This window comes from Streptomyces sp. NRRL WC-3626, assembly GCF_000718785.1.
Classification (GTDB): Bacteria; Actinomycetota; Actinomycetes; order Streptomycetales; family Streptomycetaceae; genus Streptomyces; species Streptomyces edwardsiae.
Map to the genome: position 1 here is coordinate 17,251 of NZ_JOCA01000002.1, position 18,793 is coordinate 36,043.

19 protein-coding genes and 1 pseudogene are annotated in these 18,793 nt (G+C 72.2%); 13 read left to right on the forward strand and 7 right to left on the reverse strand.

Going from position 1 to position 18,793, the window contains the following annotated elements; all coding sequences use genetic code 11:
* Positions 1 to 217 precede the first annotated feature (217 nt).
* Positions 218 to 1,735 carry a glutamate-cysteine ligase family protein gene (locus tag IF28_RS0102715; protein ID WP_030213257.1) on the forward strand — a complete coding sequence of 506 codons (1,518 nt, stop codon included), beginning with the start codon at positions 218 to 220 and terminating at the stop codon, positions 1,733 to 1,735.
* A gap of 76 nt (positions 1,736 to 1,811) precedes the next feature.
* A complete protein-coding gene (locus IF28_RS0102720) occupies positions 1,812 to 2,612 on the forward strand; it encodes a CPBP family intramembrane glutamic endopeptidase (RefSeq protein WP_030213260.1) in 801 nt (266 codons plus the stop codon).
* A 57-nt stretch (positions 2,613 to 2,669) separates the two neighbouring features.
* On the opposite strand, the pseudogene IF28_RS36000 reads toward IF28_RS0102720, so the two are convergent.
* Positions 2,670 to 3,478: pseudogene (locus IF28_RS36000) on the reverse strand (PhzF family phenazine biosynthesis protein).
* A gap of 151 nt (positions 3,479 to 3,629) precedes the next feature.
* Here IF28_RS36000 and IF28_RS37400 point away from each other — a divergent pair.
* The 4 genes from IF28_RS37400 (at position 3,630) to IF28_RS0102745 (ending at position 7,195) form a co-directional block, all read left to right on the forward strand.
* On the forward strand, positions 3,630 to 4,268 hold the full coding sequence (locus IF28_RS37400; protein ID WP_078620818.1) for a PadR family transcriptional regulator: 639 nt from the start codon (positions 3,630 to 3,632) through the stop codon (positions 4,266 to 4,268).
* A 180-nt stretch (positions 4,269 to 4,448) separates the two neighbouring features.
* The gene (locus tag IF28_RS0102735) at positions 4,449 to 4,982 is read left to right on the forward strand and encodes a Clp protease N-terminal domain-containing protein (protein WP_030213266.1); all 534 of its coding nucleotides are present in this window, start codon (positions 4,449 to 4,451) and stop codon (positions 4,980 to 4,982) included.
* Positions 4,983 to 5,028: 46 nt separating this feature from the next.
* A complete protein-coding gene (locus IF28_RS0102740; RefSeq protein ID WP_030213269.1) occupies positions 5,029 to 6,030 on the forward strand; it encodes an EamA family transporter in 1,002 nt (333 codons plus the stop codon).
* A 208-nt stretch (positions 6,031 to 6,238) separates the two neighbouring features.
* A complete protein-coding gene (locus IF28_RS0102745; RefSeq protein ID WP_037892455.1) occupies positions 6,239 to 7,195 on the forward strand; it encodes a DMT family transporter in 957 nt (318 codons plus the stop codon).
* Positions 7,196 to 7,231: 36 nt separating this feature from the next.
* On the opposite strand, the gene IF28_RS0102750 is transcribed toward IF28_RS0102745, so the two are convergent.
* Positions 7,232 to 7,864: an FMN-binding negative transcriptional regulator gene (locus tag IF28_RS0102750; RefSeq protein WP_030213279.1), complete on the reverse strand. Its 633-nt coding sequence runs from the start codon at positions 7,862 to 7,864 to the stop codon at positions 7,232 to 7,234.
* Entirely contained in the window at positions 7,864 to 8,538 is a 675-nt protein-coding gene (locus tag IF28_RS0102755) for a pyridoxamine 5'-phosphate oxidase family protein (RefSeq protein ID WP_030213281.1), read from the reverse strand. The genes IF28_RS0102750 and IF28_RS0102755 overlap by 1 nt, the downstream gene beginning before the upstream one ends.
* A 35-nt stretch (positions 8,539 to 8,573) precedes the next feature.
* On the opposite strand from IF28_RS0102755, the gene IF28_RS0102760 reads away from it, so the two are divergent.
* Complete coding sequence (locus IF28_RS0102760) at positions 8,574 to 9,911, forward strand: aminotransferase class I/II-fold pyridoxal phosphate-dependent enzyme (protein ID WP_030213285.1); 1,338 nt, start codon at positions 8,574 to 8,576, stop codon at positions 9,909 to 9,911.
* A 220-nt stretch (positions 9,912 to 10,131) separates the two neighbouring features.
* On the opposite strand, the gene IF28_RS0102765 is transcribed toward IF28_RS0102760, so the two are convergent.
* Positions 10,132 to 11,073 carry a DMT family transporter gene (locus IF28_RS0102765; protein ID WP_030213287.1) on the reverse strand — a complete coding sequence of 314 codons (942 nt, stop codon included), beginning with the start codon at positions 11,071 to 11,073 and terminating at the stop codon, positions 10,132 to 10,134.
* A gap of 75 nt (positions 11,074 to 11,148) precedes the next feature.
* Here IF28_RS0102765 and IF28_RS0102770 point away from each other — a divergent pair, with 75 nt between their 5' ends.
* Positions 11,149 to 12,090 (forward strand): LysR family transcriptional regulator, encoded by a 942-nt coding sequence (locus tag IF28_RS0102770; RefSeq protein ID WP_030213289.1) that lies wholly within the window; start codon positions 11,149 to 11,151, stop codon positions 12,088 to 12,090.
* Here IF28_RS0102770 and IF28_RS0102775 read toward each other — a convergent pair.
* Together IF28_RS0102775 and IF28_RS0102780 are read right to left on the reverse strand one after the other, a co-directional pair.
* Entirely contained in the window at positions 12,065 to 12,535 is a 471-nt protein-coding gene (locus IF28_RS0102775; protein ID WP_030213291.1) for a pyridoxamine 5'-phosphate oxidase family protein, read from the reverse strand. The genes IF28_RS0102770 and IF28_RS0102775 overlap by 26 nt on opposite strands.
* Before the next feature lie 40 nt (positions 12,536 to 12,575).
* Entirely contained in the window at positions 12,576 to 13,070 is a 495-nt protein-coding gene (locus IF28_RS0102780; protein ID WP_030213294.1) for a Rieske (2Fe-2S) protein, read from the reverse strand.
* A gap of 190 nt (positions 13,071 to 13,260) precedes the next feature.
* Here IF28_RS0102780 and IF28_RS0102785 point away from each other — a divergent pair, with 190 nt between their 5' ends.
* Entirely contained in the window at positions 13,261 to 14,025 is a 765-nt protein-coding gene (locus tag IF28_RS0102785; RefSeq protein ID WP_030213297.1) for a HipA family kinase, read from the forward strand.
* Entirely contained in the window at positions 14,022 to 14,405 is a 384-nt protein-coding gene (locus IF28_RS0102790; protein WP_030213300.1) for a DUF3037 domain-containing protein, read from the forward strand. Before IF28_RS0102785 ends, IF28_RS0102790 begins: the two co-directional genes overlap by 4 nt.
* 80 nt (positions 14,406 to 14,485) lie before the next feature.
* On the opposite strand, the gene IF28_RS0102795 is transcribed toward IF28_RS0102790, so the two are convergent.
* Positions 14,486 to 15,010 carry an excalibur calcium-binding protein gene (locus IF28_RS0102795; protein WP_030213302.1) on the reverse strand — a complete coding sequence of 175 codons (525 nt, stop codon included), beginning with the start codon at positions 15,008 to 15,010 and terminating at the stop codon, positions 14,486 to 14,488.
* A 384-nt stretch (positions 15,011 to 15,394) separates the two neighbouring features.
* Here IF28_RS0102795 and fabG point away from each other — a divergent pair, with 384 nt between their 5' ends.
* The 3 genes from fabG (at position 15,395) to IF28_RS0102810 (ending at position 18,748) form a co-directional block, all read left to right on the forward strand.
* The gene (gene fabG / locus IF28_RS0102800; RefSeq protein ID WP_030213304.1) at positions 15,395 to 16,156 is read left to right on the forward strand and encodes a 3-oxoacyl-ACP reductase FabG; all 762 of its coding nucleotides are present in this window, start codon (positions 15,395 to 15,397) and stop codon (positions 16,154 to 16,156) included.
* A gap of 14 nt (positions 16,157 to 16,170) precedes the next feature.
* On the forward strand, positions 16,171 to 16,929 hold the full coding sequence (locus tag IF28_RS0102805; RefSeq protein WP_030213306.1) for an SDR family oxidoreductase: 759 nt from the start codon (positions 16,171 to 16,173) through the stop codon (positions 16,927 to 16,929).
* A 232-nt stretch (positions 16,930 to 17,161) separates the two neighbouring features.
* Positions 17,162 to 18,748: an ABC transporter substrate-binding protein gene (locus tag IF28_RS0102810; protein WP_030213308.1), complete on the forward strand. Its 1,587-nt coding sequence runs from the start codon at positions 17,162 to 17,164 to the stop codon at positions 18,746 to 18,748.
* Positions 18,749 to 18,793 lie beyond the last annotated feature (45 nt).

The following is an 18,793-nucleotide window of genomic DNA, read 5'->3' on the forward strand; positions in this document are numbered from 1 at the left end:
GGCCCATTCTCGTCGGCGTTTTTCACGAGTAAACCAACGGCTCGTAAGTCGCCTTCTGTGCCATGCCCCGTGAATGTGCCTCTGGTCACATCGACCAGACTAGCGGCCGACGGTCGCCTCCGTGGCGTTATCGATCGCATCGACGGGGCATCCTCCCCTGTGGACCGGGACCCCGGCGGCCGATCTTCGGTACGCCCCTGCGAGGAAGGACCCTTCGATGGGGGAAAAGGTCGTGGCAGGCCAGTTCGACCTGTCCGATCGCCAGCGCTACCGCGAGAAGCTCCGCAGCTGTCTGACGGGCTTGGAGCGACTCCTGGCGGAGAAGCGGTTCGACCGCCCCAAGAACCTCATGGGGCTGGAGATCGAATTGAATCTCGCGGGCGCCGACGGGATGCCGAAAATGTTGAATGCGCAAGTCCTCGAACGGATCGCCAGCAGGGACTTCCAAACAGAACTCGCCATGTTCAATCTGGAAGTGAACATCGCACCCCATCGATTGGGCGGGCGGGTTTTCGACCGGCTCGACGAGGAACTGCGCACTTCACTCTCGTACGCAGACCGTAAAGCCGGTGAGGTGGACGCGGGGATCGTGATGATCGGCATCCTGCCGACGCTGGACCGGGACGACCTGGTCTCCTCGAACCTCTCCGACGTGGACCGCTACGCCTTGCTCAACGACCAGATCGTGGCCGCGCGCGGTGAGGACTTCACCCTCGACATCGACGGTGTGGAACGACTGAGCTGTACGTCGAAGTCCATCGCCCCCGAGGCCGCGTGCACCTCGGTGCAGCTGCACCTCCAGGTCACCCCGGAGCGCTTCGCCAGTGTGTGGAACGCGGCGCAGGCGGTCGCCGCCGCGCAGATCGCCGTGGGCGCCAACTCGCCGTTCCTGTTCGGCCGGGAGCTGTGGCGCGAGTCCAGGCCCCCGCTGTTCACGCAGTCCACCGACACCCGCCCGCCCGAGCTCCAGGCCCAGGGGGTGCGGCCGCGCACCTGGTTCGGGGAGCGCTGGGTGACCTCGGCGTTCGACCTGTTCGAGGAGAACCTGCGCTACTACCCGGCCCTGCTGCCGATCTGCGACGACGAGGACCCGCTCGAGGTGCTGGACCGGGGCGGCGTCCCCAGCCTCGCCGAACTCGTCCTGCACAACGGCACCGTCTACCGCTGGAACCGCCCCGTCTACGGCATCGCCGACGGCGTCCCGCACCTGCGCGTGGAGAACCGCGTGCTGCCCGCCGGCCCCACCGTCACCGACGTCATCGCCAACGCGGCCTTCTACTACGGTGTGGTGCGCGCCCTGGCCGAGGACAGCCGGCCGGTGTGGAGCAGGCTGCCCTTCGAGGCGGCCGCCGCCAATTTCGACGCCGCGTGCAGGTACGGCATCGACGCCCGCCTGACCTGGCCCCGGCGCGGCCGTCTCGGCGGACTGGGCGAGGTGGACGCGGTCACCCTCGTACGGGACGAACTGCTGCCGCTCGCCGAGGCAGGGCTGGACGCGTGGGGGATCGAGCCCGCCGACCGGGACCTGTACCTCGGGGTGATCGAGGAGCGGTGCCGGCGCAGGGTGAACGGCGCGACCTGGCAGGCCGCCACCTTCCACCGGGCGCTGGACCTCGGTCTGAGCCGGGAGGAGGCCCTGGCCGCCACCACCCGCCGCTACCGCGAGCTGACGCGGCAGGGCGATCCGGTGCACAGCTGGCCGGTGGGACTGCCGGAGCCGGTGCCGACGGGCTGAACCGGTCGGGCCCCCGGACCGGGCGCACAGCCGCTGCCCTCATACTGATCGGACCGATCGGCGATGTGGAGGCAGTGTGCAGGCGGAGGCGGGCCCGGGGGCCGATTCCCATCCTGAGTTGAGGCCCTCGCGGACGACGCTCCGCGACGAGACGCTTCTGGTGCTCGCGCTGTCGCTCGGCGCGAGCGGGGTCTCGGCCCTGATCAGTTTTGTCGGCTCGGTCACGGAACCGGGCGGCCTGAAGGACCAGGCGGCCACCCTCAACGCTTCGGCAGCGCCGGGCCGCCCCTGGCTGGACCTCGCCTGGCAGCTCTTCGGGATCACCACGGCGCTCGTCCCGGTCGCGCTCGTCGCACACTTCCTGCTGCGCGAGGGCGCGGGGCTGCGCACCCTCGGCTTCGACCGCACCCGGCCCTGGTCCGACCTCGGCCGCGGCGCGGCGGTGGCGGCGGTCATCGGCAGCAGCGGCATCGCGTTCTACCTGGCCGTCCGCGGCCTCGGCTTCAACCTCACCGTGGTGCCGGAGGCGCTGCCCGAGGTGTGGTGGAAGTACCCCGTACTGATCCTCTCGGCGCTGCAGAACTCGATCCTCGAAGAGGTCGTCGTCGTCGGCTATCTGCTGCGCAGGCTGGACCAGTTGGGCTGGAGCCCGGGGGCGTCGCTGGCGGGCAGCGCGGTGCTGCGCGGCTCGTACCACCTCTACCAGGGCATCGGCGGCTTCATCGGCAACATGGTGATGGGCGTGGTGTTCGTGTACCTGTACCGGCGCTGGGGCCGTGTCGGCCCGCTGGTGGCCGCGCACACACTGCTCGACGTCGGCGCGTTCGTGGGATACGCGCTGCTGGCCGGCAAGGTGGACTGGCTGCCGACGGCGTAGGGCTTCGGCGAAGGGGGGCGTACGGCATCGTCGTACGCCCCCTTCGCCGTACCGGCTTCAGACCAGCAGCTCGCCCTCGATGACCGTCACCGCGCGTCCGCTCAGCAGGGTGCGCCCGCCGCGCAGTTCCGTGCGGACGCGGCCGGAGCGCGGTGAGGCCTGCAGGCCGGTGAGGGCGGTGCGGCCGAGGCGCTCGGACCAGTAGGGGGCCAGGGCGGTGTGCGCGCTGCCGGTGACCGGGTCCTCGTCGATGCCGACGTTCGGGAAGAAGCAGCGGGAGACGAAGTCGTAGCCCAGGGCGGGGTTCTCGGCGCGGGCGGTGGCGATGACACCGCGCTCCGAGTAGGCGGTCAGGGCCTTGAGGTCGGGCCGCAGGGCGTGCACGGTGCGCTCGTCGGCGACCTCGACGAGCAGGTCCCCGATGTCCGGGCCGGTGTCGAACGCGGTGAGCGGCGGGGTGCCCAGCGCCTTCGCGACGCCCTCGGGGACGTCGACCGCGGTGAGCGGGGCGGTGGGGAAGTCCAGGGTGACGGCGCCGTCCTCGCCGGGCGTGGCGACGAGGACGCCGCTGCGCGTGGCGAACCGCACCGGGCCGTCGTGGGCGCCGGTGGTGTGCAGGACGTGCGCGGCGGCCAGCGTCGCGTGGCCGCACATCGCGACCTCGGTGACGGGGTGAACCAGCGCAGCGCCCAGTCGGCGTCGCCGCCCGCCGGGAGCGGGTGGGCGAAGGCCGTCTCGGCGTGATTGACCTCCAGGGCGACGTTCTGCAGCCAGGGGTCGCCCGGGAAGGCATCGAGCAGCAGTACCCCGGCGGGGTTGCCGGCGAAGGGCCGGTCGGTGAAGGCGTCGACGATTCGGATCCGCATGCCCCGACGGTAGGGCCTGCGCGGAGCCGCGGGCCAAGGCCAATGTGCGAGCCGTGGACCGGACGCCGCGGTCGAGAGGGTTGCCGGAAGGGTTGTTACGATATATCGTTGAGGCATCGCGACAGATCAACGACAGAATGGAGTGGTTGCGATGCGTACCCATGGTTTCGAGCATGGACAAGGTCACGGCGGCCCGCGCGGCGGACGTGGGGACTTCGAGCGGCTGCGCGCCGCCTTCGGGCCCTTCGGGCCGGGAGGCCCGGGTGGTGGTGGTCCCGGCGGCCCCTTCGGCCCGGGCTTCGGTCACGGCGGCCCCTGGGGCGGACGGGGGCGTGGCGGACCGAGGGGTAGGGCTCGGCGCGGTGATGTACGGGCCTCGATCCTCGCCCTGCTGAAGGACCGTCCGATGCACGGCTACGAGATGATCCAGGAGATCGCCGAGCGCAGCGGCGGGGCGTGGAAGCCCAGCCCCGGCTCGGTCTACCCCACCCTTCAGCTGCTGGAGGACGAGGGGCTGATCGTCAGCGAGTCCGAGGGCGGCAAGAAGCTGTTCTCGCTCACCGACGCCGGCCGCACGGCGGCCGGGGAAGGCCCCGAGGCACCCTGGGAGGAGGCCTCGCGCGGGGTCGACTGGGAGGCGCTGAGCGAGATCCGGCAGGCCGGATTCGGCCTGATGGAAGCCTTCGGGCAGGTCTGGAAGACGGGCAGCAAGGAACAGCGCGACAAGGCCCTCGCCGTCATCAACGAGGCCCGCAAGAAGCTGTACCTGATCCTCGCCGACGAGGACTGACCCGGTTGGTGAGGGCCGTCGAGGGGCGTGACGCAAACCGGCGCGCGCCCCTCGGGCGTTTACGCCCTGATCTCCTCCGCAAGGAGGAGATCCCGGCCCCCCGGGTCCGCTTCCCGTGGGACGTCAAGATGCGTCCCGCCGGGGATGCCCCGGCCCTCCGGGACTGATGGGGTGGGGGATGTGCAACCCCGTATCCCCCGCCAGCAGGCCTCGGAGCTCCAGGAGCAGGGCCTCCACCGCGCGGAGAACGACGCCAGGCTCGGCGCCTCACTGGCGGCGGTGGTGACCGGTGCCCGGCGCCGGGCGGTCCGCGACGGGGACCGCCAGATCGACACCGCCCATCTGCTGCACTCACTCCTGGAATCCGACGCCGAGGTGAGAGCGGCCTTCGGCGAGGGTCCCCGGATCGCCCGGCTGCTGGGCTATCTGATCCAGCGCAGCATCGGCTACGGCCTGCGCTGGCAGGGCGCGGTCGAGGACTCGGGCGGCCTCCCCGCGGTGGCCGGGTCCGCCGGCCTCTCACCCCTGGCCGCCGGGTGCATGGAGTACGCCCATGAGCGCGCGGCCCGCCTCGGCGAAGGACCGGCGTGCGGGACCGATCTGCTCGCCGCGCTCGTCGTGGACCCCCGGGCGCGCGCCGTCGAGGTGCTCGAACGCGCCGGAATCGACCACCGTGACCTGTTCGCCCGGCTCGAGGCGCCGTCCAGCCGGTGAGACAGGTGTCATAAGGGGTGACGCTCCTGTCGGGGCCTGTCATCATGTGCCGGTGCCTACCTCTGTCAGTCTCCGGAACGACCACCGCAAAGGCGTCGGGCTCGGTCTCGCGCTGCTGTCCGCGCTGGCCTTCGGGGGTTCCGGTGTGGCGGCCAAGCCGCTGATCGAGGCGGGTCTCGACCCGCTCCACGTCGTCTGGCTGCGCGTGGCGGGCGCGGCGCTCGTGATGCTGCCGCTCGCCGTGCGCCACCGGGAACTCCTGCGCAGCAGGCCCGGACTGCTCGCCGGCTTCGGCCTGTTCGCCGTGGCAGGCGTCCAGGCCTGCTACTTCGCCGCGATCTCCCGCATCCCCGTCGGTGTCGCCCTGCTGGTCGAGTACCTGGCGCCCGCGCTCGTCCTCGGCTGGGTGCGGTTCGTGCAGCGGCGGCCCGTGACCCGTGCCGCCGCGGTCGGCGTGGTCCTGGCGGTGGGCGGGCTCGCCTGTGTCGTGGAGGTGTGGGCGGGCCTCGGCTTCGACGCCCTCGGCCTGCTGCTGGCGCTCGGCGCGGCCTGCTGCCAGGTCGGCTACTTCGTCCTCTCCGACCGGGGCGGGGACGACGAGGAGGTCCCCGATCCGCTGGGCGTGATCGCCTACGGACTGCTGGTCGGCGCCGCCGTCCTCACCGTCGTCGCCCGGCCCTGGTCCATGGACTGGACCGTACTCACCGGCAGCGCGGAGATGAACGGCACCCCGGTCGCCGCCGTCGCCCTGCTCGCCTGGATCGTCCTCGTCGCCACGGTCGTCGCCTATGTCACCGGCGTGGTCTCGGTGCGCCGGCTCTCGCCGCAGGTCGCGGGCGTCGTGGCCTGCCTCGAGGCGGTCATCGCCACCGTCCTCGCCTGGGTCCTGCTCGGCGAGCATCTGTCGGCGCCGCAGATCGTGGGCGGCGCGGTCGTCCTCGCGGGCGCCTTCATCGCCCAGTCCTCGGCCCCCGCGAAGGGCTCCGGGGAGCCGGTGGCGGGCAGCGGTCCGGAACGGGAGTTGTCCCGGCGGGGAACGAGCGCCTAAGGTGCGGATCATGCACGCACGCGCACTCGTTCTGCCGCCTCCGGCCGCCTGAGGCGGGCCCTCCGGTACATCCGCCCGGCACGCCGCCGGGCGCAACGGTGCTGCCCGCAGACGAAGTCCCCGGATCTCCTCGCCCCGAGCGGGGATCCCTTCCCGAACTTCCGCACCCGCGCCGACGCGCGTGTGCGTGCATCTGCGGAGAGAACACGTGTCGAACACCGTCTCCGGCCTGTCCGTCGGGCGAGGCCTCCTCTATCTGATCGTCGCCGGTGCCGCCTGGGGCACCGCGGGCGCCGCCGCCTCGCTGGTCTACCGGACCAGCGACATGGGGCCCGTCGCCCTGTCCTTCTGGCGCTGTGCGGCGGGCCTGGTGCTGCTGCTCGCCGCCCGGCTCCTGACCCGGCGCGCCCGGACCGCCGCCCCCGAGCCGCTGCGCCGGCGGGCCCTGCGGGCCGGGGCCACCGGCATCGGGCTCGCCGTCTTCCAGACCGCCTACTTCGCGGCCGTCGCCGCCACCGGACTCGCCGTGGCGACCGTCGTCACCCTCGGCGCCGGACCCGTACTGATCGCGCTCGGCGCGCGTCTGACCCTGGGCGAGCGCCTGGGGCGCGGCGGGCTGGCCGCCGTCGTGGGCGCGCTCGCCGGACTCGTCGTCCTCGTCCTCGGCGGCGAGGGCGCCACCGTCGATCCGTGGGGCGTGCTGCTCGCCCTGCTGTCCGCGGCCGGATACTCCGCGATGACGCTGCTCACCCGCTGGTGGGGGCGCGACGGCGGTACGGACTCCTCCGGTACGACCGTGGGGGCGTTCGCCGTCACCAGCCTGGTGCTGCTGCCGTTCGCGGCGTTCGAGGGCCTGGTGCCGCACACCGACGCCCCCGGCACCCTGCTGTGCCTGCTGCTGTACGTCGCCTCCGTGCCGACGGCGCTCGCCTACGGCCTCTACTTCGCCGGGGCGGCCGTCGTACGGTCCGCCACCGTGTCCGTGATCATGCTGCTGGAGCCGGTGAGCGCGGCGGTGCTCGCGGTCGCCCTGCTCGGCGAGCGGCTCACGACGGCCACCCTGGCCGGCACCCTGCTGATGCTGGGCTCGGTCGCGGGACTCGCGGTGGGCGAGGCGCGGGACGCGCGGACCCGCGGGGAGGAGCCGGACGCGGTCCCGGCGTGACGGCGCGGGGCCCTCCCACGCGGGAGGGCCCCGCGGTCAGGCCCGCAGACGGCGCAGGAGGTGCGCGCGTGCCTGGGCGTCACGCGCGCCGTTCCGGTCCGACAGCCCGGCCGCGATGCGCTCCCGCACCGACTCGGACCGCTTGCCCGCGTACTTGAACTTCGCGCGTACGCCGGTCACTTCGAGCCGCAGTCCGCGGATCCCGGACAGCAGCCTGCCGTACGGGGCCTCGCCCGCCGCCGCCCGCGCGGAGCCGCCCTCCGGCTGGAAGTGGCCGACCTGGCGGTTGAGCAGCGCGGCCTTTCGCGCCGGGTCGTCCACCAGGTGGGCACGGCACCGCAGCTGGACGGAGGCGTACAGGCTCGTGGGGACGCCGTGCTCGGACGGCGTGCCGGACTCGGCCTGCCAGGGGCCGGGGACGTAGACGTAGTCGTCGACCACGCTCAGTACGACGTCCGGGTTCGCCTCGACCGCGGGCCAGAGCGGGTTGGGCCGGGCCAGGTGGGTGACCGCCTCGCCGCGCTCGGGATCGTAGGCGAAGTGCAGGGGCTGGACGAGGGGCGGCTCGCCCGGCGGACCGTTGACCGCGAGTTGGCCGAAGTCGTGCGCGGTCAGCCACCGCTGCCACTCGTCGTCGTCACGGGGTGCGTCCCAGGGGTGGATCAGCATCACAGCGCCGCGAGGTAGCCGGGCAGCGCGGTGCCGGGGGCCAGTCCGGGGTCGGCGAGCGGGGCGTCGTAGCCCTTGCGCAGCGGGACGACCCCGGCCCAGTGGGGGAGATCCAGATCCTCGGGCTCGTCGTTGGCGCCGCCGGTGCGCAGCTTGGCGGAGACCTCGTTCAGGTCCAGCCGGATCACCGCGGTGGCGGCCAGCTCCTTCCTGTTCGCCGGGCGGGAGTCGGCGGCGCGGCCCGGTACGACATGGTCGACCAGGGCGTCGAGGGCCCGCCGCTTCTCCTCGGCGTCGGTCACGTCGTACGCCACGCCGTGCACCACCACGGAGCGGTAGTTGATCGAGTGGTGGAAGGCCGAGCGGGCCAGCACCAGGCCGTCGACGTGGGTGACGGTGAGGCAGACCGGGAGGCCGGGGTCGGCCAGGCCCGCCGCGCGCAGCGGGCGCGAGCCGGTCGAACCGTGCACGTAGAGACGCTCGCCGACCCGGCCGTACAGCGTGGGCAGCACCACCGGCGCGCCGTCCCGGACGAAGCCGAGATGGCAGACGTAGCCCTCGTCGAGTATCGCGTGCACCCGTTCCCTGTCGTACGTGGCGCGGTCGGGGGAGCGGGTGGGGACCGTGCGCTCGGTGGGCGGGTAGGCGGGCGATTCCGGCGGGGTCCCCTGCATGGCTTTCTCCATTGCACTAGTGCATACTTGGCTTTGTGCTAGGAGAGTATCGGATCACCGGTCGGCGTGCGGCGGAGATTTCCGCGAGCATTGAGGGCGCGGTGGGGGACGGGACCCTGAAGCCGGGCGAACTGCTGCCTCCCATGCGGGAGTTGGCGGATCGTCTCGGGGTGAACCCGAACACCGTCGCGGCCGCGTACCGGACCCTGCGCGAACGCGGGGTCATCGAGACCGCCGGCCGCCGGGGAAGCCGGGTGCGGCCCAAGCCGGCCACCACCGCGCGTGAGCTCATCCGGGTGGAGGTCCCGGCGGGCGTGCGCAACCTGTCCGAGGGCAACCCGGACCCCGCGCTGCTGCCCGCGCTGGCCGGGGCGTTCGCGGCGGCCGCGGAGGAGGGCGACCGGGAGCCCGTGCTGTACGGACACGCGCCCGTGGAGCCCGGGCTGGCGCGGCTGGCGCGGGCGGAGCTGGACGCCGACGGGGTTCCCGACGGGCCCGTCGCCGTCACCTCGGGTGCGCTGGACGCTTTGGAGCGGGTGCTCGTGGCGCACCTGCGTCCGGGGGACGCGGTCGCTGTGGAGGATCCGGGGTGGGGGAGTCTGCTGGACCTGGTTCCGGCGCTGGGGCTGAGGGTTGTGCCGGTGGGTGTCGACGACGAGGGGCCGTCGCCGGAGGACGTGCGCAGAGCGTTGGCGGGTGGGGCTCGGGCGCTCGTCGTCACGGACCGGGCGCAGAATCCGACCGGGGCGGCGGTGAGCGGTGCGCGGGCGCGGGCGCTGCGGGGGGTGCTCGCGGAGTATCCGGAGACGCTGCTGATCGAGGACGATCACGGGCATCACATCGTCGATCTGCCGTTGCACGCGTTGGCCGGTACGACGCGGTCGTGGGCGTTCGTGCGCTCGACGGCGAAGGCGTACGGGCCTGATCTGCGGCTCGCGGTGCTCACCGGGGACGCGGTCACCCTTGACCGGGTGCGGGGGAGGCAGCGGCTGGGGCCGGGGTGGGTCAGCCGGATCGTGCAGCGGGCGGTGGTGCGGTTGTGGAGTGAGGGGGCGGTGGATCCGGGGGTGGTGGCCGGGCGGTACGGGGGGCGTCGGGAGGGGGTGATCGGGGCGCTGGGACGGCGGGGGGTCGTGGCGTACGGGCGGAGCGGGATGAATGTGTGGGTGCCGGTTCCTGATGAGACCGGGGTGGTCGCGCGGTTGTTGCACGCGGGGTGGGCGGTGGCGCCCGGTGCGCGCTTTCGGATGAACGCGGCGCCGGGGGTTCGGGTGACCGTTTCTTCGCTCGGCGAGGCCGAGGTCGAGCCGTTGGCCGAGGCGATCGCTGCGGCGGTGGGGCCGGGCGGGGGGCCGTTGCGGACGTATGTCTGAGGCGGGTGGCCGTGTGGGGACTGGGCGGGGGGTGTTGCGCGGCCCGGCGTTTGCGGGGTGCCGCTGCGCCCACCCGTGCCGCCATGGCGGCACGATTGCCCGCAGTTGGGGCGGCGGGCTGGGCGGGGGTGTTGCGTGGCCCGGCGTTTGCGGGGTGCCGCTGCGCCCACCCGTGCCGCCATGGCGGCACGATTGCCCGCAGTTGGGGCGGCTGGGAGGGTTATGCCGGGGGCTTGGGGCGGGCTTGGGTCAGGGCTGCTCCTGCCAGGACTATGGCTGCGCCTACGGGGGTCGACCAGGTCAGGGGTTCGCCGAGGAGGGTGATGCCTGCCGCCGCGGCGATCACCGGGACGAAGTAGGTGACCATCTGGCCCGTGGTCGGGCCGACTTCGGCCACCAGACCGTACTGGACTAGTACGGCCAGGCCCGTGCCCAGCATGCCCAGCGCGGCGATCGCCAGCAACGGGCCGACGGCGAAGGTGGTCGGCAGGGTCGTGAACAGCGGGGTGACTACGGCCAGTTGCACCGTGGCCAACAGCAACTGGCCGCCGGTCAGGGACAGGTTCGAGTGGCTGCTGCCCGCCAGGGTGCGGCGGACGTAGATCCAGCCGACGGGGTAGCTCAGCGAGGCCATCAGGGCCAGCGCCGTGCCGCGTGCGTCCAGGCCCTCGAAGCCCTGCCACGCGCCCAGCACGGTCAGTACCCCGAGGAAGCCGAGGCCGAGCCCCGCCACCCGTACCCGGGTGGGCCGGTCCTCGGAGAGCGCCACCAGGGACAGTGCCATGCCCCACAGCGGCGACGTCGCGTTGCAGATGCCGGCCAGCGTCGACGGGATGGTCAGCTCCGCGAAGGCGAACAGCGAGAACGGCAGCGCGTTCAGCAGGAACCCGGCGACCGCGAGATGACCCCAGGTCCGCGCCCCGCGCGGCAGCCGCTCCCGCCGTACGGCCATGGCGACCGCCAGGACGGCCGTACCGAAGGCCAGCCGTCCGAAGGTGACCTGGAACGGGGCGTAGCCCTGGGTGCCGACCTTGATGAGAAGGAAGCTGAAGCCCCAGATCAGCGAGAGCGCCCCGAAGCGCAGTCGCCAGTCGAGGCGGGGGCGGGCGGGTGCCGGGACGGTGCCGGCCGGGGCGGGGGTGGTCGCGGTGACGCTGCTCATGGAGGCAACGATGCGGGACGGCCATCTCGTAGCACAATCGAGATTTCGCACGCGATATCTCGTAGCATCGCTTACATGTTGAACCTCGAGCGCCTGCGCACCCTCGACGCCCTCGCCCGGCACGGCTCGGTCAGCGGCGCCGCCGAGGGGCTGCACATCACCACCTCCGCGGTCTCCCAGCAGATGTCCAAGCTGGAGCGCGAGGTCGGCCAGCAACTGCTGGCCAAGAACGGGCGCGGGGTCCGGCTCACGGATGCGGGCCGGCTGCTCGCCGAGCACGCCGCGCGCATCCTCTCCCAGGTCGAGCTGGCCCAGTCCGACCTGGAGGCACAGCGCGGTCAGGTCGTCGGTGAGCTGAGGATCTCGGCGTTCCCCACCGCCGCGCGAGGGCTGTTCCCGGTCGCGCTCGCGGATCTGCGCGAGCGGCATCCCGGGCTGCGCGTGCGTTCGCGCGAGCAGGAGCCGGAACAGGGCATCCGCGGAGTGGTGCGCGGTGATCTCGATCTCTCGGTGGTGCTCGACTGGTACAACAAGCCGATGCCGCTGCCCGACGGTCTGGTCAAGGCGCCCCTGCTGGACGACCCGGCCGACGTGGCGCTCCCCGCCGGTCACCGGCTCGCCGGCCGCGCCGAGGTGGACCTCGCCGAGTTCGCCGAGGACGAGTGGGTCACCTGGGGCGAGGGCGAATTCTGCCATGAGTGGCTGATGTTCACCCTGCGCTCCAAGGGCGTCGAGCCGGTCGTCGCCCACCGCGCGGCCGAGAGCCACACCCAGCTCGGCCTGGTCGCGGCGGGGCTGGGCGTCTGTATCGCACCGCTGCTGGGCCGCGATCCGCTGCCCCACGGGGTGGTGACGGTTCCGCTCAGGCAGCGCGTACAGCGGCATGTCTTCGTCGTCTGGCGCGCGGACGCCGACCGCCGCCCGTCGATCCGGGCGGCGGTGCGGGCGTTGCGGACGGCGGGGGAGCGCGTCTCGGCGATGAACGAGGGTTCTACGACGGTGCGGGCAGCTTCCTGAAGTCCCAGGACACGATCTTCTCCGGCGTCAGCCGCAGCCAGGCGTGCCGGCCGTCGTGCGGCATCTCGTCCAGACCGAAGTTCTTCCGGGCGAACAACGTCTCCGGAACGTCGAGTTCCGCGCGCAGTTCCCCCGTGCGCGGTATCTCGCCCACGAACTCCACCCGCCCGGACAGCTCCGCGCCGCGCAGTTCGTCGTACTCCTCGCCGGTGTCGACCACGATCGCCACCCGCGGGTCCCGGCGCAGATCGGCCCACCGCTTGCTGCGCACCACGGAGTACAGCCACAGCGAGCTGCCGTCCCAGACGAACCACAGCGTGCTGACGTGCGGCGCTCCGTCCGCGGACACGGTGGCGACCCGGCAGGTGCGCTGGACGGTGAGGAAGTCGTCCAGCTCGCCCGGCGTCATCATGATCTTCCGGCCCCGGCGCTGCGTGGCGGTCATACGGCCCTCTGTCTTTCGTGTCGTACCGAGTACCGGTGGTTCAGGCGAGGGTGATCGAGTCCCCGCTGACCGTGATCTCCACGGCGGGCAGCGGTTTGGTCGCCGGGCCGCTCTGCACACTTCCGTCGGCGATGGAGAAGTTGCTGTTGTGGCACGGGCAGTTGATGACCCCGTCCGCGACGCTCTTCACCGCGCACCCCTGGTGGGTGCAGGTCGCCGAGAACGCCTTGAACTCGCCCGCCGCCGGCTGGGTGACGACCACCTTACGGTCGGGGAACACCTTGCCGCCGCCCTCGGGGATGTCGGCGGTCGCGGCGAGGGCGGCGGCGCCCGCGCCGGCGTTCTCGCCACCGCCCGAACCCCCGCCGTCGGACGAACCGCCGGTCGTCGAACCGGAGTCCGCGGAAGAGCTCGACGCGTCGTCGTCGGAGCCGCCGCACGCGGTCAGCGCGACGGCGAGACCCGCCGCCCCGGCCGCCGCCACGACGGTTCGACGGGCGGGTCCAAAGGTGCGGTGGAGCGATGCGCTGGTCATGCGTGTTCCTTCCGGGATGCGTGATCTGGGGAGAGGTACGGCCGGCGGGCCCACGCCGTTCATGCGCTGCCGAGCCTGGCGGGTCCACGGTCGGGCGGGCGTAAATCACGGCTGTCGTTTCGCTGTCGGACCGCGGCCGCTTCGCCCGGGTCGCCTCCGACGTGCGGCGACGCGCCAGTAGCCTGGGGCGATGCTCAAGGAAGTCATCGCGACCCGCTTCATCGCGCCGCTGCGCGAGGGCGGCTCGCTGCCGGGACTGGTCGAAGCCGACGATCTCGGCACCTATGTGCTGAAGTTCACCGGCGCGGGGCAGGGCCGCAAGACACTGGTCGCCGAGGTCGTCTGCGGGGAACTGGCCCGCAGGCTGGGACTGCGGGTGCCCCGTCTGGTCACCGTCGAGCTCGACCCCGTGCTGGGGCTCGGTGAGCCGGAGCAGGAGGTGCAGCGGCTGCTGAAGTCCAGCGGCGGCACCAACCTCGGCATGGACTTCCTCTCCGGCGCCCTCGGCTTCGATCCCCTCGCCTTCGAGGTGAGCCCCGAGGAGGCCGGACGGATCGTCTGGTTCGACGCGCTCGTGAACAACGTCGACCGCTCCTGGCGCAACCCCAACCTGCTCCGGTGGCGCGGCGAACTGTGGCTCATCGACCACGGCGCGACCATGATCTGGCACCACAACTGGCCCGGCGCGGAAGCCTCCGCCGCCCGCCCCTACGACGCCTTTGACCACGCCCTGAAGACCTGCGCCCCGGACGTCGCGTCCGCCGCGGCCGAACTCGCGCCGCAGGTCACCGGGGAACTGCTCGCCGAGGTCACCGCGGAGATCCCCGACGCCTGGCTGGCCGGCGAGCCCGGTTTCGACACCCCGGACGCACTCCGGTCGGCCTATGCCCGGCCCCTGCTGGCCCGCGCGGCCACCGTCCACCAGCACATCCATGGCCTCGAGGGGGACCAGTGAGCGACCGGCACGTCTTCGAGTACGCGCTGCTGCGGGTCGTACCGCGCGTCGAACGCGGTGAGTGCGTCAACGCGGGGGTGCTCGTGTACTGCCGCCCCAAGTCGTACGTCGCGGCCCGCACGCATCTCGACGAGGCGCGGCTGCTGGCCCTCGATCCGAAGGCGGACCTGCCCGGCGTACGGGCGGCGCTGCGCGCGGTCGAGAAAGTCTGCGCGGGCGGGGACGCGGCGGGGCAGGCGGCGGGGGACGACGCGGGGCGGCGCTTCCGCTGGCTGATCGCACCCCGGTCCACGATCGTCCAGCCGGGGCCGGTCCATACGGGCCTCACGGCCGACCCGGCGGCGGAGACGGAACGTCTGCTGGAGTTGCTGGTGCGTTGACGGCTGCGGGTGGGTGTGGCCGCTCGCGTGGTTGCCCCCTTCGGTGTCGGCTCCGCCGCGTGGGCTTGACCGGCCCCCGGCTACCCGCGGCCGCCCACACCCCGTCGTCGCACGACGAACCCCGCCGCGGCGACCGCACCGGTCACGAACGTCGCCCCGATCCCCAGATCCCAACCACTGGGCCCGGACCCCGACGAGCCGCCGAGCCCACCCTCGACACCGCGCGTCGGCACGGCGGAGGCGGGAGTCGCGGACGCGGTCCCGGTCGTCGGCGCGGCGGTCGTGGGCGGCGGCGATGGCGGCCGGGCGGGTGCGGAGGAGGCCGGCGCCGGTGACCGCGCGGGTGCGGAGGACACCGGCGCCGGACGGAACGTCGACGACGTGAGCCCCCGCCGCGGCAGCGCCTCGCAGGCCACCCCGTCGTCCGAGCCCGGATCCTCGTCCAGCCGGTGCGGATCGCTCCGGTCGGTCTCGAAGAACGCCTGCGCGTCCTCCTGATAGGTGAAGTCGCCGCAGTCCAGATCCTGGGCGTGGGCGATGTCGGCCAAGGGCACGATCGCGGCGAGCGCGATCAGCGTGCCCATGGCCCCGGTACGACGGAGCATGGAGTGCCTCCTTTCCGGCCGAGGTCGGCCCCCGCTTCGACGCTAGGGGCCACCCGCCGCCGGGGCGCGCAGCACTGAGCCGATCGAGTGCTCCCCCCACGCGTGCGGGCCACGGTGGGCCGGCGTGGTTCCCGCGTGGGGACCGGGGGCTTCGGCAGGACGAGTCGGCGGGCAGCCCCGGGGCGGGGGCGGTGGTTCCGTCGAGGGGGCGGGTGGCGCGAGGAGGGGCCGCGCTCGCGCGGGGAATGGATCACACACGTGTGGCGTGCCGTTGACACCGCGTGCCAGTGCTTCTAGCGTCACGTCTGCTGAAGGTACTAAGCGGTCGCTCATCTGTCCGGTCCGGCCGCAGGAGCCGCATCCCAAGCGCGAGGAGAAGCAGCAATGTCCACCACTGAGCAGCGGGTCGCGGTCGTCACCGGCGCCGCACGCGGCATCGGCGCCGCCACCGCCGTACGACTGGCCGCGGAGGGCCGCGCGGTCGCCGTGATCGACCTCGACGAGGCCGCCTGCAAGGACACCGTCGAGAAGATCACCGCCGCCGGCGGCAAGGCGATCGCGGTCGGCTGCGACGTCTCCGACGAGGCGCAGGTCGAGTCGGCCGTCGCGCGGATCGCCGAGGAGCTGGGCGCGCCGACGATCCTCGTCAACAACGCGGGCGTGCTGCGCGACAACCTGCTGTTCAAGATGAGCGTCTTTGACTGGGACACCGTCATGAACGTGCATCTGCGCGGTGCCTTCCTGATGTCCAAGGCCTGCCAGAAGCACATGGTGGACGCCGGTTTCGGCCGGATCGTCAACCTGTCCTCGTCGTCCGCGCTCGGCAACCGGGGTCAGGTCAACTACTCGGCGGCCAAGGCCGGTCTGCAGGGCTTCACCAAGACCCTCGCCAAGGAGCTCGGCAAGTTCGGCGTCACCGCCAACGCCGTCGCACCGGGCTTCATCGCCACGGAGATGACCAAGGCCACCGCCGACCGCGTCGGCATGGGTTTCGACGACTTCAAGGCCGCCGCCGCCACCCAGATCCCGGTCGCCCGCGTCGGCGAGCCCGACGACATCGCCAACGCGATCGCCTTCTTCACCGGCGAGGCCGCCGGCTTCGTCTCCGGCCAGGTGCTGTACGTCGCCGGCGGACCGCTCGACTAGGAAAGACCGAGGACATGACTGCAGTGGAACTCTCGGGCAAGGTCGCCCTCGTCACCGGAGGCAGCCGCGGCATCGGCTACGGCGTCGCCGAGGCCCTGATCGCGCGCGGCGACCGGGTCTGCATCACCGGCCGGGGTGAGGACGCCCTCAAGGAGGCCGTCGAGAAGCTCGGCGCCGACCGCGCCGTGTACGTCGCGGGCAAGGCGCACGACGAGGCCCACCAGGCCGTCGCCGTGGAGCGCGCCATGGAGGCCTTCGGCCGGATCGACTACCTGGTCAACAACGCCGGAACGAACCCGGTCTTCGGGCCGATCGCCGACCTCGACCTGAACGTGGCGCGCAAGGTGTTCGAGACCAACGTGATCTCGGCGCTCGGCTTCGCGCAGAAGACCTGGCACGCCTGGCAGAAGGAGAACGGCGGCGCCATCGTCAACATCGCCTCCGTGGCGGGCATCGCGCCCTCGCCGTTCATCGCCGCCTACGGCGTCAGCAAGGCCGCGATGATCAACCTGACCCAGCAGCTGGCGCACGAGTTCGCGCCCGGGGTGCGGGTCAACGCCATCGCGCCGGCCGTGGTGAAGACCAAGTTCGCGCAGGCGCTGTACGAGGGCCGGGAGGAGGAGGCGGCCGCCGGCTACCCGCTGGGCCGGCTCGGCGTACCGTCCGACATCGGCGGCGCCGCCGCCTTCCTCACCTCGGACCAGTCGGACTGGGTCACCGGCCAGACCCTCGTCGTCGACGGCGGCATCTTCCTGAACGCGGGAGTCGGCTGAACCACGGTGTGAGAGGGGCGACTCCGCGCACCGCGCGGGGCCCCGTTCGACGATCCGGCACGGGCGTCCGTTGACGAAAACGGCGCCCGTGCCGGCGTTTCGGGTCGCAACGGTGCGTGACAACGTAGTCATCGGAGAGTTGATCTCAAGGGGCGTACAGAGAGGGGTCAACGGGGCGAACACTGCGGTATGGTCTGCCGACTCTTGGGACGGCAGAGCGAGGAGCGTGCGCGTGTTCAACCGGAACCGATGCCTGCGGCGGGTGGCGGCCATCGCGTCCATATCGTCCTTGGTGACCGGATGCGGCGTCCTGTCGTCCGACTCCCAGGACGACGAGGGACCCATCGTCGTCGGCACGACCAGCTCGCCCAGCACGCTGGATCCCGCGGCCTCCTGGGACAGTTCGTGGGAGCTGTTCCGCAACATCTACCAGACCCTGCTGAGTTACCCGGTCGGCGCGACCACGCCCCAGCCGGACGCCGCCAAGAGCTGTGCGTTCTCCGACAGTTCCAACCAGGTGTTCCGCTGCGAGCTGCGCGAGGGGCTGACGTTCTCCGACGGGAGCACCCTGGACGCCGGTGCCGTCAAGTACTCCATCGACCGGATCCGGAAGATCAACGTCAACGGTGGTCCGGCCGGTCTGCTGGGCAGCCTCGACCGGGTGCAGGCGCCCAGCGAGCGCGAGGTCGTCTTCTACCTCAACAAGCCCGACGCCACCTTCCCGTTCGTGCTCGCCACCCCGGCGATGTCCATCGTCGACCCCGACGCCTATCCGGCCGGCGCACTGCGTGAGGACGACGGCGTCGTCGGCTCGGGGCCGTACACCCTGCGGTCGTACAAGGAGGGCGCCGCGGCCGAACTCGCCCGCAACGACCGCTACAAGGGCTTCGCCGAACGCCGGAACAGCGCGGTGACCATCCGCTACTTCCAGGACTCCGGCACCATGGTCAAGGCGTTGCGGGACGACCGCATCGACCTGACCTACCGCGGTCTGGCGGCCGGCGACATCATCGGCCTGCAGGGCAAGACCTCCAAGGAGGAGGAGCTCCAGCTGATCGACGGCACCGGGACGGACATCAACTACCTGGTGTTCAACCCGAAGGACCCGTGGGCCGGCCGGAGGGAGGTGCGCCAGGCCATCGCGCAGGTCGTCGACCGCGCGGCGATCGCGCACAAGGTCTACAAGGACACCGTCGACCCGCTGTACTCGATGGTCCCTAAGGGCCTGACCGGACACACCACCGGCTTCTTCGACGACTACGGCGAGCCCAGCGCCGCCAAGGCCCGGCGCATCCTCACCGATGCCGGGATCACCGAGCGCGTGCCGCTGACCCTCTGGTACACCACGGACCGCTACGGCTCCGAGACCGCGCTGGAGTTCAAGGAGCTGGAGCGGCAGCTGGAGGCGTCGAAGCTGTTCGACATCACGCTCAAGAGCCGTCCCTGGAAGACGTACGTCGAGGGCTACCAGAAGGGCGAGTACCCGGTGTTCGGGCGCGGCTGGTTCCCTGACTTCCCCGACGCGGACAACTTCATCGCCCCCTTCGTCGGCAAGCAGAACGCGCTCGGAACGCCCTACGAGGCGACCGAGATCACGGCCGAGCTGCTGCCCAGCTCCCGCCGGGAGAGCGACCGGGGGAACGTGGTGCGGCAGTTCGAGGAGGCCCAGCAGATCCTCGTCGACGACGCGCGGCTGCTGCCGCTGTGGCAGGGCCGGCAGTATGTGGCGGCGAGCCGGGACATCTCGGGCGCGGAGCGGGCGCTGGACCCGTCGACGATCATGATGGTGTGGGAACTCTCCCGGAAGACCAGCTGGTAGCAGCCGGGTGGGACCGTCCGCCGGGCCGGTTGTCAGTGGTCGCCT

What these genes read in the sequence shown, in the direction of transcription:
- IF28_RS37400 (WP_078620818.1), top strand. Translation starts at nt 3,630, where the DNA reads ATGCGTACCCATGGTTTCGAGCATGGACAAGGTCACGGCGGCCCGCGC.
- IF28_RS0102770 (WP_030213289.1), top strand. Translation starts at nt 11,149, where the DNA reads ATGTTGAACCTCGAGCGCCTGCGCACCCTCGACGCCCTCGCCCGGCAC.
- IF28_RS0102750 (WP_030213279.1), bottom strand. Translation starts at nt 7,864, where the DNA reads ATGCTGATCCACCCCTGGGACGCACCCCGTGACGACGACGAGTGGCAG.
- IF28_RS0102775 (WP_030213291.1), bottom strand. Translation starts at nt 12,535, where the DNA reads ATGACCGCCACGCAGCGCCGGGGCCGGAAGATCATGATGACGCCGGGC.
- fabG (WP_030213304.1), top strand. Translation starts at nt 15,395, where the DNA reads ATGTCCACCACTGAGCAGCGGGTCGCGGTCGTCACCGGCGCCGCACGC.
- IF28_RS0102765 (WP_030213287.1), bottom strand. Translation starts at nt 11,073, where the DNA reads ATGAGCAGCGTCACCGCGACCACCCCCGCCCCGGCCGGCACCGTCCCG.
- IF28_RS0102715 (WP_030213257.1), top strand. Translation starts at nt 218, where the DNA reads ATGGGGGAAAAGGTCGTGGCAGGCCAGTTCGACCTGTCCGATCGCCAG.
- IF28_RS0102795 (WP_030213302.1), bottom strand. Translation starts at nt 15,010, where the DNA reads ATGCTCCGTCGTACCGGGGCCATGGGCACGCTGATCGCGCTCGCCGCG.
- IF28_RS0102805 (WP_030213306.1), top strand. Translation starts at nt 16,171, where the DNA reads ATGACTGCAGTGGAACTCTCGGGCAAGGTCGCCCTCGTCACCGGAGGC.
- IF28_RS0102785 (WP_030213297.1), top strand. Translation starts at nt 13,261, where the DNA reads ATGCTCAAGGAAGTCATCGCGACCCGCTTCATCGCGCCGCTGCGCGAG.
- IF28_RS0102755 (WP_030213281.1), bottom strand. Translation starts at nt 8,538, where the DNA reads ATGCAGGGGACCCCGCCGGAATCGCCCGCCTACCCGCCCACCGAGCGC.
- IF28_RS0102780 (WP_030213294.1), bottom strand. Translation starts at nt 13,070, where the DNA reads ATGACCAGCGCATCGCTCCACCGCACCTTTGGACCCGCCCGTCGAACC.